This window comes from Shewanella spartinae, assembly GCF_019457555.1.
GTDB classification, from domain to species: Bacteria; Pseudomonadota; Gammaproteobacteria; order Enterobacterales; family Shewanellaceae; genus Shewanella; species Shewanella loihica.
The window spans coordinates 2575448-2592469 of the sequence record NZ_CP080418.1; the positions used below are offsets into that span (position 1 = coordinate 2575448).

Consider the following 17022-nt stretch of genomic DNA (forward strand, 5'->3'; position numbering starts at 1 on the left):
AGACGCTCTAGCCCAAACATCAACTAGTAGTCAGAAAGGCTAAATCGAAGAAACGTTAGATACCGAGTGTAGATGCATCTGCGGACGTCGATGGCAGGGATGCCATCGTCGAGCCTCCAAGGATGGATTTACGGCGTGTAGCAGATGTATCTGCACAACCCTCGCCGGGCAGGCGTTAGGTTGCCATGAAGGTATGACCTTCAAAATCCTATCAAATGCCCAAACTAGTAGACGCTACAACCACATTTCCCTCACTTTAACGAGAAAGTGAAGAACTAGTCACAGTCCTTCAGCGGCCACAAAACGATATGGTCCTCAAGGTACCTGACCTTGTTCTCATTCACTATCTTGTTGCGGGTCGACATCCCCAGCTCATGCATCTTGGCCTTATCGCCGGTTAACAGCGGGTGCCAACTGGGAAGATCCCGGCCCTGATACAGGCGGCGGTAGGCGCAGCTGTCTGGCAGCCAGGTGAGCTCGGCGATGTTATCTACCGTCACCTTGGTGCAGCTGGGGACGAAGGTAAAACGCTGCTCATAGTGCATGCAGTGACACGCCTTTGCATCGAGCAGCTTACAGGCGGCGTTGGTGTAGTAGAGCTCATCGGTTTCATCATCGATGATCTTGTTGAGGCAACACTTACCACAGCCATCGCACAGCGATTCCCATTCCTGGGCACTCAACTCTGCGAGGGTTTTCTCTTTCCAAAACGACATCTTTACAATTCTTTCAAGGGCCAACTCTTTCAAACGCCATATATTTCAATGCTCAAGAGTTAGCGGAGTGCTTAGGCGCCGAGCCAGCTCAAACCGGCTCGGCGTCTCGAGTAGCCTATTTTATCTCAGGATACTTAATTCTTTCTGACAGGTAGGTCACAGCCAGGGTCAGATGATCCGATGCCTGGGTCTGTCTCAGCACCCGGTAGTTGTCATACACCAGATAGCTACGACCTCCTTTGCCATCGGGCCTGATCAGCGACACCTGCATATCCTTGCGTGACGGCAAGTCGCTGCCATTGAAGCGCCTTACGCCGAGCGCCTGCCACTGGTCAAAGCCTTTGTGTACCTCTAGCCCCACCAGATCCTTGGGCAGTTCGCTAGGGGATTTCACCTGGCGTCCCCAGGTGCCATCATAATCCCAGCCGAGCTGCTTGAGATAATTTGCCGTAGTGGCGAAGGCATCGGCGAGGTTCTGCCAGATATCCACCTTACCGTCGCCATTACCGTCTTTGCCGTACTTGGCCAATTGCTTAGGGGTAAAGTGGGGGTAGCCCATCAGGCCGGTGGCATCACTCTTGAGGCTGTCGAAGCTAAGCTTATCACGCTCCATCAGCTTGAGCGCCGCGAGAAACGCCGCATCCTGGCCATCACCATGATAGGCGTTGGAGGCGATCACCGTCAGCGCCGGATAGTCGCTGGCATCGAAGGCCGAGGCTATGCCCCAGTAGGCCAGCACAAACCTTGGCTGGACACCGTATTCCTTACCTAGACGGTCGAAAAGCGCCTTGTTATCGCGATACAGGCTTCTTGCCTCCTCTACCAGGGCTTCGCTCACCCGCTCTGGGAGATAGGTATCCAGATTTTGCGGGCTATTTTGCGGGCCATTGGCGGCGGGTTCGTTAACCACCGCCTTCTTGAACAGCTTTATCTGATCGAAAACCGCGTCTATGGTGCCTTGGGCGATCCCCTGCTCGACTGCTTGCTGCTTTAACTCAGAGAGATATTGATCGTAACTGAGCGCTGACTCTTGGGCTTGCAAGGAGCTGGTCAAAACCAAGCCATTTGCAAGTAGAGCACTTAGCAAAACATTCTTCAAAAACATGCACTTTCCTAGTCTCTGCTATAACCTATCTCTTTCTTGTACTCTTCGAGTAGGTTAACCGGCGGTGGTGGTAATTGAAGATAATACCCCTTCTCGGCTAGTTCAACTTTTACTTTTTCGATATCGGCAAGGGCTAACTGTTCACGTTTGTTTAGCGGCAGCAACATCACCAGTTCTGGCGTGCCAAACATCTTCATCAGAGGCTCGGGCACACGCTCGAAATCGTTGCGTTTCTCCACAAAAAGATAGCTATCGGGTTTTAAGCGACTCTTATATACAGCACAGATCATATAGGGTGAAATTTCCAGTTTATTCAACTTGCCAGCAAATTGCGCACACTATAACATGGAGCGCAAGGATTATAATAATATCTAGCCGGCGCGAGCCGGTTAATTTTATCAAGAGCAAGTTTAGGAATGCAGAAACCTAGCCTCGAATTAAAAGGCTCTTCATTTACGCTTTCAGTGCTGCATATTAATGATGCAGATCTCGACGGAATTGCCCGCGAACTCGACGATAAACTGGCCATCGCGCCGCAGTTTTTTCTTGGTGCGCCCCTAGTGGTTAACCTCAGCGCCATCTCAGACCCCGATTACAACCTCGCCGGCCTCAAAGATCTCTTGATCTCCAGGCAGTTGGTGATTGTGGGGATCACAGGCGCGCCGAGTGCTATCGCCAATCAGGCCAAGGCCCTGGGGCTTGCGCTGATCAAGTCTGGCAAACAGAGTCAGACCCAGCCGCAGCTGCCAAAAACCACCAAGATAGTGAAGCAGAACATTCGCTCCGGGCAGCAGATTTACGCGCAAAATGGCGATCTCATCATCATAGGCGCCGTCGGTAATGGCGCAGAAGTGATTGCAGATGGCAGCATACACATATACGGTAGTCTTAGAGGCAAGGCCATGGCGGGTGCCAATGGCGACAAGAATGCCGTGATCATCGCCCAGAATATCGATGCCGAGCTGGTCTCCATCGCAGGGCAATATTGGTTAACCGAGAATCTACAGGCACATGCCTCGATCAAGAGCGGTTGCATCAGGCTTGACGGCGACAGCCTTACCGTCGAAGCACTATCGCTATAGAAATTGAAAAGGACAGAAACAAACATGGCACAAATTATTGTTGTCACCTCAGGTAAGGGTGGAGTGGGCAAGACCACTTCGAGTGCGGCCATTGCCACCGGCCTGGCATTGAAAGGACATAAAACCGTCGTGGTCGATTTCGATATCGGCCTGCGTAACCTGGACCTCATCATGGGGTGCGAGCGCCGCGTGGTGTACGACTTCGTCAATGTGATCAACGGCGAAGCCAACCTGAATCAGGCGTTGATCAAAGACAAGCGCACCAGCAACCTGTTCGTGCTGCCCGCCTCTCAGACCCGTGACAAAGACGCCCTGACCAAAGAAGGGGTCGGCCGTGTGTTGGACGAGCTTAAGCAAGAGTTCGAATACATCATCTGCGACTCACCTGCGGGGATCGAAACCGGCGCCATGATGGCCCTCTATTTTGCCGACACGGCGATCGTCACCACCAACCCTGAGGTTAGCTCGGTGCGCGACTCGGACCGTATCCTGGGCATGTTGCAGAGCAAGTCTAAGCGCGCCGAAGAGGGCCTGGAGCCGGTCAAGGAGCTGCTGCTACTGACACGTTACTCCCCTACCCGCGTCGCCACCGGCGAGATGCTGAGCGTGGCCGACGTAGAAGAGATCTTGGCCATTCCGCTACTTGGGGTGATACCCGAGTCGCAAGCCGTACTCAAGGCCTCTAACTCGGGCGTACCTGTGATCATCGACCAAGAGAGCGATGCCGGTAAGGCCTACAGCGACGCCGTGGCACGACTAACGGGTGAAGACGTAGAGATGCGTTTCGTCACCGAAGAGAAAAAAGGATTCTTGAAAAGGATATTTGGTAGCTAATTATGTCTTTACTCGATTACTTCAGAGCGAAAAAAGAGCCTACGACCGCAACCACCGCCAAGGAGAGATTGCAGATCATCGTCGCCCATCAGCGCGGCGAGCGTGATGCGCCAGACTACTTTCCGGCGATGAAGCAGGAGATCATCGAGGTGATCCGCAAGTATGTGCAGATAGACAGCGATCAGGTATCGGTGCAGCTGGATCAGAACGACGACAACCTGTCGGTACTGGAACTGAACGTGACCCTGCCGGAAAAGCCATAGGCGACGAGCAGGTCTTATTCAATAGCCAGAATATGCATACAGAAAAGCCCTCTTTTGAGGGCTTTTTCATGGGCGCCGTTTGGCGTTTAGCAAGTTGGATAATCCCGGCTTAACAGCTGATCTCGGCCAAGGCAGCCTGACTCAACTCACCGCGCCAGCCCTGTAACACCAAAGGCATCTCGCCCTGGCCATCATTCCAGCGCCATTGCAGGTATTCATGAATATGACGCTTAGAGCCCAGCAGCTCCATCGGCACCTGATGGGATTCCGCCACCTGGGTTAGCGCCTGTTTGATCGCCTTGAAGGCCGACTTGTAGCCAGGTTTCAGGGCGATCACATCGATAGCTTCGGGCAGGTTATCCAGATCCGCCTTGGCCATCTCGGCGATGATCGCCTTGGCATGCAGACGCTTCTCCTGCTCGGTCAGCTCTGTCATCCTGAAGATCTCGCCTGTACTCTTGGGCTGCTTCTTGGCCAGCGCCAGCAGCGCGTGATCTTTGATGACGAAGCCCAGGGCCAAGTCTCTGTCCAGCGCCTTCTGTAGGCGCCACTTGGCCAGCACCTTCAGATAGGCCAGTTGTTTAGGGCTTAGCTGGAAGGCGTTCTTCACCTTGAGATAGGCGGTGTCACCATCCGGGCTCTCCAGACGCCCCTGGGTCATGCGCTCGCCCTCTTCCAGCAGCCAAGGCATTCTGCCAGACTCTTGCAGCTTTTCTAGCAGCTGAGGATAGAGCCGATAGAGATAATCCACATCGTTGGCCGCATACTGCAGCTGGGCATCGCTGAGCGGACGTTTCATCCAGTCGGTGCGCGACTCGCCCTTATCCAGCTGCACGCCCAGGCAGTGCTCCACCAGCTTGGCGTAGCCCATGCCATGACCCCAGCCGCAGAAGGCGGCGGCGATCTGGCTGTCGAACAGCACCTTAGGCTGACAGCGACCGTAACGGGCCAAGACTTCGAGATCTTCGCTGCAAGAATGCAGCACGCTAATCATATCGTCGCGCTCCAGCAGGGCCCAAAATGCAGAGAGATCGCTTACCGCAACAGGATCGATCAGCGCCAGTGTCTCGCCGTCATAGACCTGGATCAGTCCCAGCTTGGCGTAATAGGTGCGGGTGCGAACGAATTCGGTATCCAACATCAGGACCTTAGCCTGACGATATTTAGCCACCAGCTCTGTTAGGCTGGCGTCATCCTCTACATATTGAAAGGTCAAATCTCATCTCCAAATGCTATGGCTCGGTGAACACAAAAGCCGGCATAATGCCGGCTTTGAGTCACCTACAACGGGTGGTTTCCTATATAACTAGGCCGATTTGGCTTCGTCACGCAACTCGCGGCGTAAGATCTTGCCCACGTTGCTCTTAGGTAGCTCATCCCTGAATTCTACCAGCTTAGGAATTTTATATCCCGTCAAATGATGACGACAGTGCTTGATCACCTGCTCTTCGGTCAAAGATTTGTCTTTTGGTACCACAAATACCTTCACCAGCTCGCCGCTCACCTCATGGGGAACGCCGACGGCGGCCACTTCCAGCACCTTAGGATGCAGGGCAACCACCTCTTCCACCTCGTTGGGGAAGACGTTAAAGCCAGAGACCAAGATCATATCCTTCTTGCGATCCACGATAAAGAAGAAGCCTTGCTCATCCATGTAACCGATATCGCCGGTGGCCAGGTAGCCATCCTTATCGATCACTTTGGCCGTCTCTTCGGGGCGCTGCCAGTAGCCTTTCATCACCTGAGGGCCCTTGGCAAACAGCTCGCCGGTCTCGCCTTGAGGAAGCACATTGCCCTCTTCGTCGCGCACCTGCATGTCGGTATTGGCGACCGGGAAACCTATAGAGCCGTTGTAGCCCTCCAGGTTATAGGGGCAGCAGGTCAGCAGCGGTGAGGCCTCGGTCAGGCCGTAACCTTCCAGCAGACGCGTCTTGGTGATCCCCTGCCACTTATCGGCCACGGCGCGCTGCACCGCCATGCCGCCACCGATAGAGAGTTTAAGATTGGAGAAATCCAAGGTCTTAAACTCTTCCGAGCTCACCAGGGCGTTAAACAAGGTGTTCACCCCGGTGAGCGCCGTAAACGGATGCTTCTTCAGCTCAGACACGAAGGCCGGGATATCCCTTGGGTTAGTGATCAGCAGGTTGTTCGCGCCTTTATGGAGGAACAAGAGACAGTTCACCGTCAGGGCGAAGATGTGATACAGGGGCAGCGCGGTAACCACAAATTCCTTACCATCGGCCAGCAACGGCGAATAGGCGGCGTCGGCCTGCAGCAGGTTGCTGACGATATTGCCGTGGGTCAGCATGGCGCCCTTAGATACACCGGTTGTGCCGCCGGTGTATTGCAAGAAAGCGATATCATCCCCCTTGATGGTCGGCTTCACATACTGCAGGCGACGACCCTTAGAGAGCGACTGACGCATAGAGATGGCATGTGGCAGATGATACTTAGGCACCATCTTCTTGATGTACTTCACCACAAAGTTCACTAGGGTGCGCTTAGGCGCGCTCAAGAGGTCGCCAAGACCTGTGAGGATCACGCTCTTCACCGGCGTCTGATCCACCACCTGCTCCAGGGTGTTGGCAAAGTTAGATACCACGACGATCGCCTTGGCACCCGAGTCGTTGAGCTGATGCTTCAACTCTCTCGGGGTATACAGAGGGTTCACGTTGACCACCACCATGCCGGCACGCAGTATGCCGAACAGGGCGATGGGATACTGCAGCAGGTTAGGCATCATGATCGCCACGCGATCGCCCTTCTGCAGCTTGAGTTCGTTTTGCAGATAAGCCGCAAAGGCACGGCTACGCTCTTCGAGTTTTCGATAGGTCAGCGTCGCGCCCATGTTCACAAAGGCGGGCTGATCGGCATACTTGGCTACCGAGCTTTCAAACAGGTCGATCAGCGAGCTGTATTGCTTTGCATCGATAATAGCGGGCACATCATGGGGTAAATTTTTCGTCCAAAGCTGTTCCACGAGTCTCTCCTAAATCCCCAGGCAGAGTTAGGTGAATGAGGTCATTCACTTAAGGTTTCAAAAACAGAAACTAAACACTGACTTATAAATATTGTAGGTAACACCCGAAAAATCATACGGGCGTTTTAATTTTGAACATCATCACACAATTAGAGTAAAAATCCTAGTGTAATTTTACCATCCCTCCCCGAGGGGCTGTCACGCTAAAAATGCCTTAATTGCCTTGGCCACCTCCAGGCTATTGCCCATATGGAGATGATGGTCACCTTCGAGGGTCACCTGAGTGAGATCTTGATACCAAGAAGCGGCGGCTTCGCATAGATCTTCGCCAGCCGTATCATGGGCTTCAGACACCTTTTCTGTCTGGTGATAGCCCATCAGGGGATAACCCTCTTTGCCTCTAATGACCAGCACCTTGCCAGCGTGGCCCTGCATCAGGCCGCTGACATGGTCAAAATCGAGCCGCATGGGGGAATCTAACTTGAGTCTGGGGTCGCTACGCCAGTAGTAGTGACCGTCTGTTAGCTGCAGGTTGCGCTCGAGGATTAGCCTACACCAGGACATATCCAGCCCGGTGAGTTTATGCCTTGCCCTGACGGCAGCATCCAGCATCACAGGCTTAGGTGCGAGCTGACTCATGGCGGCCCGCTGATGGGCATCGAAGCTGCGCCTGAGTCTTAGCTTGCTCTTAGCGGGCGCCTCAAACAGCGGCGCGAGCGCCTCGATAACGATCCAATGCTTGGCCTTCTCGGAGAAGGCGGCGCTGTAGGCCGAGGCCACTATGCCGCCCAGCGAGTGACCTATCACACCATGCAGGGGCTGATGACGCACTATGGCATCGATAAGCAGCTCGAGATCATAGAGGTAATCTATCCAGTGCAGCGGATAGCCGCCGGGCCTGTGCTGTGACGCGCCGTGGCCCGGCCAATCGATTGCCAGCAGGCGATACTCGCTTAAATGCTCCGCCAAGGGTGCAAAGCTGTTGGCATTATCCAGCCAACCGTGCAGCGCCAATAGCAGAGGTTTATCCGCCTCCCCCCACAGCCGACCAGAGAGACGAATATGGGGCAGTGATAGCATCACTTCATTGCCATCACTTGAGGGCTGACACAGAGGGGCTAGCGGATCGCTCATGATTAAGACTTCTTCACAAATTTAAGCGTCATGCGATCGCTCTCGCCGATGGCAAGATACTTGGCTTTATCCTGATCGCCCAGACGCAGGCTTGGCGGCAGAGTCCAGACGCCCTTAGGATGATCTTTGCTGTCTTTAGGATTAGCATTGACCTCACTGGTGGCCACCAGGGTAAAGCCAGCCTTCTCGGCTAAGGCGATCATCTCATCCTGCACCATGTAGCCTGTGCTCAGATCCATGCCAGGGTTTGCCCTGTGCTCCACCACGCCAAAGGTACCACCAGGCTTTAACACCTTGTAGGCCGAGTCGAACACCTGCTCTAATACCCCAGACTTGGCCCAGTTGTGCAGATTTCTGAAGGTCAGCACCACATCTGCGCTATTAGGCGCGCCAAGCTCTATAAGCCTTGGAGGGTCGAAACTGATACTCGACGCCTGGCCTAAGGTATCGCCATGATCCTTGAGCCACTTGTCCAGCGCCTTACCCAGGCGAATACGATAGCCGGGTACCTCTAGGCCCTCAGGCGGGTTGGCATCGAAATTCGCGGCGATATAGTGACCCTCTTTCGCCAAATATGGGGCGAGGATCTCGGCGTACCAGCCACCGCCCGGCCAGAGTTCCACCAGGGTATCGCTTGGCTTAACACCGAAGAAGCTCAGGGTCTCCCCCGGGTGACGATACTGATCACGCTCCATATTTGCCGCTTGTCTCAGCGGATTGGTGAGCGCATCTGTGACCTGCTGATTGACCAGATGTGTCTCGTTAGCCTGGGCATAGTTTGGGCTGACTAGGCTAGGTGCCGCCACGCCTATGGCTAATGCCAGTGAGGCCGCTAAGGTTAAACTCTTCATATTCTCTCCCTAGATATTAGATAAGGCTAAAACACCTAAGCTATCAGGCTAATAACGAAAATTAAACTAGATATACAGTCGGTTACACTTTTTGCGCGCTCAGCTGATTGGCACTATCGACCCGGCGCCAGCAGAGCCAGAGCATGGTTAAACTGGTGAGCAGCCAGATACCGACCCAGATCCAGGCCGGGATCCAGGTCTGCTCCGCCAGCATGGCCGCATCGCCGCGCCCCGGCATGCCCAGCAGCACTGTGGGGCTGGCGAGCGCGTTCAACATCACCATCAGCGCCATCACCCTGAGGGCAAAGGTCAGCAGTGGACTATGACTGAGTTTTAACGGCAGCAGAAACAGCAAGGCGAGCATTAGCAAGATGGCGACGGTGAGCAGGTCCCGCCCCCAGAGCACGATACTTAGCAACACCACCAACCCGAGACAGCTAAAGCTGACGCGGATCCCCCGGGCCCAAGTCGCCAGATAAAAGATGAGTAGCCCCCAGAGCGCGGCGCCGAAATAGCCGGCAAAGCCAATCAACACGGGCCAGCCTCCCTGGCTCACGCACAGACCGGCGCCGTTGGGATAAAGTTCGATATGACTCACCATACCGCCGCTAATCAGGGTCGCCAGGGCGTGAGACGCCTCGTGAAAATAACTCTCCAGCCACTTAAAGGGCACGCTTAGATAGGGAATGCGGGTGACGACTAAAGCCAGCAGTAACTCGACCATGAAGAGGCTGCGAGATGGCATACCAGAGCGAGAAGAGGGAGAATCGATAGAAAAAGCCATACTGAAGAACCCGTCCTATAGGTTGTTGATGCCTTAATGGCCGGCAATTTAGACACGCTGGCGCTACGCCGAAACATCTTCCTTTATTGAAGACTAAACATATCCCTGTTTACGAGACTAAACATGAACCTAGCTAAACATGAACCTAGACATAGGTGTCTACGCCCACCATCTGGGAGATGGCATCGCGCTGGGCGGCGTGTTGGTGCAGCAGATATTGGCCTATGGCGCCGCGACTGCCGCCAGTTTGTTGATCGTATTCAAGCTTGGCGCTGAGCCGCTCTTCGAGGGATTCCTGCTTGCGCTCGACCAACTGAGTAGCGTCGCTATTTGCATCGCTAGTGGCACTAGCATTTGCCGCAACTTGGATCTCGTCTCTAGCTGGTACGGCGGGACCCACTGGCGTCACATCGATAACATTGGTCCGCAGATCCTGCTGTGGGGCGATAGCATCGCTAATAGCAGAGGCGGCCGAAGAGAGCCCGGGCATCAGGTTAGATGACAAAACTTGCATCAAAGTAATTCCCCCTTCTCTCCTGACAGTCTGGTTACACGATAATGCTTCAAGCCTACACTAAATTACTCGCGACCGGGCAGTTTTTTCCAGGTCACAGTATCACGCAGATACACTGGCTTTAACTGATCCACATCGGTCGCCAGCCCCGCCTTCACCGCGGCTTCTGCCAGCGGCAACATAAAGCGCGCCAATGGGAACTTAGCCTCTTCAACCAGGCTCATCTGCTCGGTCAATAGCGCCGGATAGGCATCGAAGCCAGTGCCACAGGCGGCAAGGGGCGTATCAAAAGCCAGCTGGCTCGACAACTCCTCTGGCGCACAGACCCGCTCTTCCCCAACCAGGCTGGCCAAGCCATCTACAGACAGGTACTCGCCGTAGTAGATCTCGCCCATGCGCGCATCGATGGCGGTCGCTACTTGAGTCGCGCCCTTTATCTCGATAGCGGCCTGAGCCATGGCCGCCAGGGTTGAGATCCCCACCACCGGGATATCTTGGCCTAAGGCCAGCCCCTGGGTCATAGAGGTGCAGATACGGATCCCGGTAAAGCTGCCTGGCCCACGGCCATAGGCGATCACATCCACCTGACTCAGCGCGATCCCCGCCTCCTGCAGTACCTCCTGCACCATGGGTAGCAGGCGTTGGCTGTGTTCCCGCGGCGCATCGGCCTCACGGGCAAACACCTGTCCCTGATATTGCAGGGCGACCGAACAAAACTCGGTGCAGGTGTCCAGGGCGAGTAAACTTAATGGGGCTGAGAAATCTTTATTTTCCGGCATGCAAAAACGAACCAAATCTGTCGCGATATCATGGCACTGCGCGGCTATTCGAACTGCGCTAACGCCTTATCGCCAAAACCATAGGATGAATGGCGCCGATTATAACGTAAAACCCGCTTAGGTATAGCCTTAATTGCCCGCACCATAGCGGTCAATCTAGGTATTTTAGCGGCTAGACGTCACTTGCCCTTTGTCCCTATAGCCCCTTGAGTTGATATCGACGCCAGGGCAAAAAATCCGTTTTCTCTTTGAGATAAACCCGATAGGATAGGCTCACGCTTATCGGCTTCTTAGCTTAAGTTGGCGCTTAAATCAGCGCGCAAGCTAATGACCTAATACAAAATCAAATACAGAAAGCTAGCACAGACACTCAACCCAAGGATCTAGAGTCGTACTCAGATGTAGGCTAATGACGTAATGAGTCAATCAAGAGCACAGTCCCAACCTCTGTCACAATCGCTATCCCACTCCTCCTCCCAGGCCGTGATGATGGCACTAGGCTCGGCCATTTTAATGGGCACAATCGGCGCACTGGCGCGCACCGCCAACCTAGAAGCCAGTATCATCACCTTCTATCGCCTGCTGATCGGCGCCGCCTGTCTCATCGCCTACATGCTTGCCACAGGCAAGGCCAGACAGATCCTGCATCGTCCGGGGAAACGCCATCTGTTTAATGGCGCTATGCTCGCCGGTTTCATGGTGTTTTACGTGCAATCCATAGGTTACATCAACATGGCCAATGCGGTGATGCTGATCTACCTCGCCCCCTTGGTCAGTGCCATTGGCGCTCACTTCCTCTTCCATGAGCGGCTGACGCGCCAAGACCTATTAGCCATAGGCATCGCCCTTATTGGCGTCGTAGCCATATTGCCGAGCCTTGAGAGCCTCACGGGCAGCACGGCCGAACTCAAGGGCTATGGCTTTGCCCTGCTGGCGCTGCTGAGCTACAGCGGTTTCATGTTAATCAATCGCAGGCCTGCCAGTGCCAGCCCCTACCAGAGCACGCTTATTCAACTGAGTTTCGGCGCGCTCTGCCTGCTGCCCTTCGCCCTGCATCAAGCCGTGCTCCCAAGCTTAACCCAGTGGTTCTGGCTGGCGCTGATCGGCGTGTTTCCCGGCTTTCTGGCGATCTTATTCGCGGTCAAGGCGCTACGGGTGTTGCCCGCGGCCACCTTCGGCACCTTGGCCTATATCGAACCTGTGACCGTGGTGATCCTCGGCTGGAGCCTGTTTGCCGAGCACCTCACCCCGATACAATTAATGGGCTGTGGCCTTATCATCTGCGCCGGACTGATACAGACGCGCAAGCGACGCCGGGCCCCTAATCCCCAATAGAAGGAGTTGTCGATGAGTGCAAAGATCCCAAGAATCGTGATAGTGGGCGGCGGTGCCGGCGGACTCGGCCTAGCCACCCAACTGGGACACAAGTTAGGCAAGAAGCAGCGGGCCGAGATCCTGCTGATAGACAAAAACCGCACTCATATCTGGAAACCCTTGCTCCATGAGGTAGCCACCGGCTCACTCGACGCCGACCTCGACGGCGTGGTCTACTCCGCCCATGCGGTTAAACATGGCTACCAATTTCAATTGGGGGAACTCACCGGGCTGGACCTTAAGGGCAAACGATTACAGCTCGGTGCCATCAGCAACGATAAGGGCGAGGCGCTACTGCCCGCCAGAGAACTTGAGTACGACACCTTAGTGCTGGCCGTTGGCAGCGTCAGCAACGACTTTGGCACCCCGGGCGTAAAGGAGCACTGCTTCTTTCTCGACTCCCACCACCAGGCGAACCGCTTTCACAACGCCCTGCTCGACAGCTTCACCCGCATGCATCAATCGGAGGAGCAGCAAAAACTCAATATTGCCATCGTCGGCGGTGGCGCCACCGGGGTGGAGTTGTCCGCCGAACTCTACCATGTGACCGATCTGCTCAAGAGTTATGGCCTGAGCAAGATGACCGCCGACAGGCTGAGTATCACACTGATCGAGGCGGGCCCGCGCATCTTACCCGCCCTGCCCGAGCGTATCGCCGCCTCGGCCACCCGTGAGCTGATTAAACTGGGCGTGTCGGTGCGACAAAACACCCGCATCGAAGAGGCGACCTCTAAGGGCTTTGTCACTGCAGACGGCGAGTTGATCGCCGCCAACCTGATGCTGTGGGCGGCCGGGGTCAAGGCGCCAGATTTTATCAATAAAATTGAGGGACTTAACCTCAATCGCGCCAATCAGATATTGGTGCGTCCGACCCTACAGTCCCAAGGCCATGACGATCTCTATGTGATCGGCGATTGCTGCGCCTGTGAGCAGGCCGATGGCAGCTTCGTGCCGCCCAGGGCGCAGTCGGCGCACCAGATGGCCCAGTGTGTCGAGCACAATATTCTCAACGAGCTCAGAGGTTTGGGTCTCACCGAATATGAGTATGTGGATCACGGATCCCTGGTTAATCTGTCACGCTTTAGTACCGTGGGCAGCCTGATGGGTAACCTCACCAAAGACAGCATGTTTGTCGAGGGAAAGATCGCCCGCTTCATGTATATCTCCCTCTACCGCATGCACCAAAAAGCAATTCACGGCCTGGCCAAGACCATCGCCCTCTGGTTGGTGGAGAAGATGATGCGAGTGGTGCGCCCACGGATGAAGCTGCACTAAGCAGGCTTAGCGCTAGTCTATGGCTTGCAGGAAACGCACCGCCCTGTCGAGCTCCCGGGTGCGATGCATGGGCGGCAGCGAGTTGATAAAGGCCTGACCATAGGGGCGATTGACGATGCGATTGTCACAGAGGATCAACACGCCCCTGTCTTTCTCATCACGAATCAGGCGGCCGACGCCCTGGTTAAGCGCTATCACCGCCTGGGGCAGCGACAAGGTCATGAAGGGATCTTTGCCCTCACGCTGCACCCCGTCGGCCCTGGCCTTGTAGAGGTTATCGTCCGGCGAGACGAAGGGCAGCTTGTCGATGATGACGCAGCTCAGCAGCTTACCGCGCACATCTACCCCCTCCCAGAAGGCGCCCGTGCCCAGCAGCACGGCGTTGCCCAGCTGTCGGTACTTCTTCAAAAGCGTCTGCTTGCCCGCCTGGCCCTGTACCAGGAGCGGATAATCGACCCGCCCCTGTAACATCACCGCCACCAGATTGAGCATACGATGACTGGTGAACAACATGAAGGTGCGCCCCTTGGCGGCGTTTATCGCCTTCACCGCCACCTCCACCAGCTGCCTAGCCGCGCGCTCCTGACTGGTGACCGATGCCAGATGGCGCGGCACACAGAACAGGGATTGGCGCCGATAGTCGAAGGGGCTGTCCAATATACTCGTGTTGGCCTTTTCCAGCCCCATTGCCTTAGTAAACAGCGACAGGTCGCGATTGATCTGCAAGGTGGCCGAGGTAAAGATCCAGCTGACATCCGGGCTAAACAGCGACTGGCACTCCTTGGCCACCTTGATGGGCGAGATCCTTAAGGTCAGGTGCTGATAACCATAGTCTATGCTGTAGGCGCTATCTGGGTTATCGCATTGAATGAACACGGTTAACTTGCTGAGCAGCCCATCGATTTTTTCGACGCCATCGTCGAACGCCTCGTTGCGGCCAAGATAGCCCAGCAGCATGGTGCGATAGGCGGTCAGCTCGGAGACCAGCGACCAAGCCGCCTCCATCAGTGCCTTATCGCCGATAAGCCTGCGCCAGTCACGCTCCTCGGTGGCAAACAACAGCCCCTGCCAATGGATCAGCTGAGTATGGCAGCGGGCCGTCATGGCGCCAATCTGCGGCGAATCGGCCATCTGAGTACGATAGAGTTCGTTGAAACGTTCCAGCAGGCGGATGAGGCTCTTGATACTGAGCTGCTGACCGAAATAGGTCACGGCGATATCCGGCAGCAGATGCGCCTCATCGAAGATCACCACGTCGCTGTCGGGTAACAGCTCGGCAAATCCCGTCTCTTTTAGGATGCGATCGGCAAAAAACAGGTGATGATTGACCACTATTACCTTGGCATCGAGCGCCTTGGCGCGGGCCTTACGGGTAAAGCAGGCCTCATAGTGATCGCAGGCCTTGCCTATGCAAGACTCTTTACTGCTCACCACCAGCGGGATAGCCGGTGAGTTTTCCGGCACGGCGTAGAGGCTGCCGATATCGCCATCCACAGTCTGACTGGCCCACTGATCGATTCGCAGCAGGTCGTCGAGGATCTTGCCATCATTCACCTCGACGCCGCTGAGTTGCTTCTCCATTAGGTATTGGCACAGGTAGTTGCTGCGCCCCTTGAGCAGGGCCACTTTGGGCCTGATCCCTAAGATGTTGAGCAGTGCGGGTAGATCTTTGAAAAACAACTGCTCCTGCAGGTTCTTACTGCCGGTGCTGACGATGATCTGCTTACCGCTGAGCAGCGCCGGCACCAGATAAGCGTACGTCTTGCCCACGCCCGTGCCGGCCTCGACCACCAGGTTGTCGCCCTTTTGCAGGGTCTCGCTCACCCGAGTCGCCATCGTCTGCTGCTGGACACGACAGCTATAGCCCTTGATATGACGGCTTAAGCTGCCATCTGGGGCGAATACCTGCTGTACATCCTGGGTCAGTCGTTTATTCAATGAATGGCTGATGATAGTTAATGTTTAAAATGACATGCTGGCATTATGCGGATTTTCTTACCCAGTACAAGCCACAAAGCACCCGCGATAAAGAAACAGGAAATCATTGAGATCCCATGGGGATATTGCAGTGTTAGTTGAATAATTTTCAATCGACCCAAATTAGCGCTTGCATACGCCGAAAAACTTGATTAGTTTAAATACAACTTAGGGCATATACTGCCCATTGATACGCACTAAGCGAGAGAAGACAGAACATGACACAGCGTTTGAATACTATCCATCATCACCATCATATGCGGTAGCCTTCGGATGCTTACTGCCGGAGGACTATTTCCTTCTGGCGGTTGATTCAAAAGCGATCTAAGACCCCTGGAAGGAATTCCGGGGGTTTTTAGTTTTTAGCTTAAGATTTTGTTTTAAAACGATTTAAACAATTTTACTGAATCAACAAATGAGGAAATATCCTATGTCAGAGTCAAACCGATTACGTATCGCCATTCAAAAGTCCGGCCGCCTGTCCAAGGAATCCCAGAAGCTCCTCAAGAGCTGCGGCATCAAGTTTAACGTTAACGAACAGCGCCTCATCGCCCACTCTGACAACATGCCTATCGACCTATTACGGGTTCGTGACGACGACATTCCCGGCCTGGTGATGGACGGCGTGGTCGACCTTGGCATCATAGGCGAGAACGTGCTCGAAGAGGAGCAGATCGAGCGCCAGTCCCTGGACAAGCCGAGCGAGTGCATCAAGCTGCGCCAACTGGATTTCGGCGCCTGTCGCCTGTCGCTGGCGGTGCCTACCGAATTTCGCTATCAAGACGCCAGCTCGCTCGAGGGCCTGCGCATCGCCACCTCCTACCCTAACCTGCTACGTCGCTACATGCAGGAGAAAGGCATTAGCTATCGCGACTGTATGCTTAAGGGCTCGGTGGAGGTTGCGCCCCGCGCTGGCCTGGCCGACGGTATCTGCGATCTGGTCTCAACTGGCGCCACGTTAGAGGCCAACGGCCTGTACGAGACTGAGGTGATCTATCGCTCCATGGCCTGCATCATCCAATCGACCCAGGAGCAGAGCGAGGCCAAACAGGCGCTGATCGATAAGATCCTCTCCCGCGTCAACGGTGTGGTGCGCGCCAAGGAGAGCAAATATATCCTGCTGCACGCCCCGACCGAGGCACTGGATCAGATCGTCGCCCTACTGCCAGGCGCCGAGAACCCGACCGTACTGCCGCTGAACGACGACACCAATCGCGTGGCGATCCACGCGGTAAGCAGCGAAGATCTCTTCTGGGATACCATGGAGGCCCTGACCCAGCTAGGTGCCAGCTCCATCCTGGTGATGCCAATCGAAAAGATGATGGGATAGCGCCATGACGACAAACACCATGAC

The 17022-nt window shown here is 55.0% G+C and carries 17 protein-coding genes and 1 other annotated feature; of the genes, 6 read left to right on the forward strand and 11 right to left on the reverse strand.

Annotated features, from left to right (window positions below; translation table 11 throughout):
• Nucleotides 1-275 precede the first annotated feature (275 nt).
• The 3 genes from K0I31_RS11415 to K0I31_RS11425 all read right to left on the reverse strand — a co-directional run bounded on the left by K0I31_RS11415 (nucleotide 276) and on the right by K0I31_RS11425 (nucleotide 2111).
• On the reverse strand, nucleotides 276-716 hold the full coding sequence (locus tag K0I31_RS11415) for a YcgN family cysteine cluster protein (protein WP_220078453.1): 441 nt from the start codon (nucleotides 714-716) through the stop codon (nucleotides 276-278).
• A gap of 115 nt (nucleotides 717-831) precedes the next feature.
• Nucleotides 832-1770, reverse strand: coding sequence for a lytic murein transglycosylase (locus tag K0I31_RS11420; protein ID WP_258406481.1), 939 nt, complete (start codon nucleotides 1768-1770; stop codon nucleotides 832-834).
• Nucleotides 1771-1829: 59 nt separating this feature from the next.
• On the reverse strand, nucleotides 1830-2111 hold the full coding sequence (locus K0I31_RS11425; protein ID WP_011865981.1) for a YcgL domain-containing protein: 282 nt from the start codon (nucleotides 2109-2111) through the stop codon (nucleotides 1830-1832).
• A gap of 126 nt (nucleotides 2112-2237) precedes the next feature.
• Between K0I31_RS11425 and minC the strand changes: the two genes are divergently transcribed.
• Genes minC through minE form a run of 3 tightly spaced genes read left to right on the forward strand, consistent with a single transcriptional unit; the run spans nucleotide 2238 to nucleotide 4000 of the window.
• Nucleotides 2238-2903, forward strand: coding sequence for a septum site-determining protein MinC (gene minC, locus K0I31_RS11430; RefSeq protein ID WP_144203067.1), 666 nt, complete (start codon nucleotides 2238-2240; stop codon nucleotides 2901-2903).
• Between the two features lie 24 nt (nucleotides 2904-2927).
• Nucleotides 2928-3737 carry a septum site-determining protein MinD gene (gene minD, locus K0I31_RS11435; protein WP_011865983.1) on the forward strand — a complete coding sequence of 270 codons (810 nt, stop codon included), beginning with the start codon at nucleotides 2928-2930 and terminating at the stop codon, nucleotides 3735-3737.
• A gap of 2 nt (nucleotides 3738-3739) precedes the next feature.
• Nucleotides 3740-4000 (forward strand): cell division topological specificity factor MinE, encoded by a 261-nt coding sequence (minE, locus tag K0I31_RS11440; RefSeq protein ID WP_011865984.1) that lies wholly within the window; start codon nucleotides 3740-3742, stop codon nucleotides 3998-4000.
• 109 nt (nucleotides 4001-4109) lie between these two features.
• Here minE and rnd read toward each other — a convergent pair whose 3' ends face one another.
• The 7 genes from rnd to tsaB form a co-directional block, all read right to left on the reverse strand.
• Complete coding sequence (gene rnd / locus K0I31_RS11445) at nucleotides 4110-5216, reverse strand: ribonuclease D (protein ID WP_220078455.1); 1107 nt, start codon at nucleotides 5214-5216, stop codon at nucleotides 4110-4112.
• Between the two features lie 90 nt (nucleotides 5217-5306).
• The gene (fadD, locus tag K0I31_RS11450) at nucleotides 5307-6980 is read right to left on the reverse strand and encodes a long-chain-fatty-acid--CoA ligase FadD (RefSeq protein WP_220071610.1); all 1674 of its coding nucleotides are present in this window, start codon (nucleotides 6978-6980) and stop codon (nucleotides 5307-5309) included.
• Nucleotides 6981-7178: 198 nt separating this feature from the next.
• Nucleotides 7179-8114, reverse strand: a complete 936-nt coding sequence (locus tag K0I31_RS11455; protein ID WP_258406482.1) for an alpha/beta fold hydrolase — start codon at nucleotides 8112-8114, stop codon at nucleotides 7179-7181.
• A gap of 2 nt (nucleotides 8115-8116) precedes the next feature.
• Nucleotides 8117-8965 carry a class I SAM-dependent methyltransferase gene (locus K0I31_RS11460; protein ID WP_220078456.1) on the reverse strand — a complete coding sequence of 283 codons (849 nt, stop codon included), beginning with the start codon at nucleotides 8963-8965 and terminating at the stop codon, nucleotides 8117-8119.
• 82 nt (nucleotides 8966-9047) lie between these two features.
• Nucleotides 9048-9749 (reverse strand): M50 family metallopeptidase, encoded by a 702-nt coding sequence (locus tag K0I31_RS11465; RefSeq protein ID WP_220078457.1) that lies wholly within the window; start codon nucleotides 9747-9749, stop codon nucleotides 9048-9050.
• Between the two features lie 145 nt (nucleotides 9750-9894).
• Nucleotides 9895-10263, reverse strand: coding sequence for a hypothetical protein (locus K0I31_RS11470; RefSeq protein WP_220078458.1), 369 nt, complete (start codon nucleotides 10261-10263; stop codon nucleotides 9895-9897).
• A 65-nt stretch (nucleotides 10264-10328) separates the two neighbouring features.
• Nucleotides 10329-11042 (reverse strand): tRNA (adenosine(37)-N6)-threonylcarbamoyltransferase complex dimerization subunit type 1 TsaB, encoded by a 714-nt coding sequence (gene tsaB / locus K0I31_RS11475; protein ID WP_220078459.1) that lies wholly within the window; start codon nucleotides 11040-11042, stop codon nucleotides 10329-10331.
• Between the two features lie 417 nt (nucleotides 11043-11459).
• Here tsaB and K0I31_RS11480 point away from each other — a divergent pair, with 417 nt between their 5' ends.
• A complete protein-coding gene (locus tag K0I31_RS11480) occupies nucleotides 11460-12377 on the forward strand; it encodes a DMT family transporter (protein ID WP_220078460.1) in 918 nt (305 codons plus the stop codon).
• A 12-nt stretch (nucleotides 12378-12389) separates the two neighbouring features.
• Nucleotides 12390-13691 carry an NAD(P)/FAD-dependent oxidoreductase gene (locus K0I31_RS11485; protein ID WP_220078461.1) on the forward strand — a complete coding sequence of 434 codons (1302 nt, stop codon included), beginning with the start codon at nucleotides 12390-12392 and terminating at the stop codon, nucleotides 13689-13691.
• A 12-nt stretch (nucleotides 13692-13703) separates the two neighbouring features.
• Here the strand turns inward: K0I31_RS11485 and yoaA are convergent, their stop codons facing one another.
• Nucleotides 13704-15629, reverse strand: a complete 1926-nt coding sequence (gene yoaA, locus K0I31_RS11490) for a DNA repair helicase YoaA (protein WP_220078462.1) — start codon at nucleotides 15627-15629, stop codon at nucleotides 13704-13706.
• Nucleotides 15630-15909: 280 nt separating this feature from the next.
• Nucleotides 15910-16030: a sequence feature (His leader region), on the forward strand.
• Nucleotides 16031-16098: 68 nt separating this feature from the next.
• On the opposite strand from yoaA, the gene hisG reads away from it, so the two are divergent.
• A complete protein-coding gene (gene hisG, locus K0I31_RS11495) occupies nucleotides 16099-16998 on the forward strand; it encodes an ATP phosphoribosyltransferase (protein ID WP_220078463.1) in 900 nt (299 codons plus the stop codon).
• Nucleotides 16999-17022 lie beyond the last annotated feature (24 nt).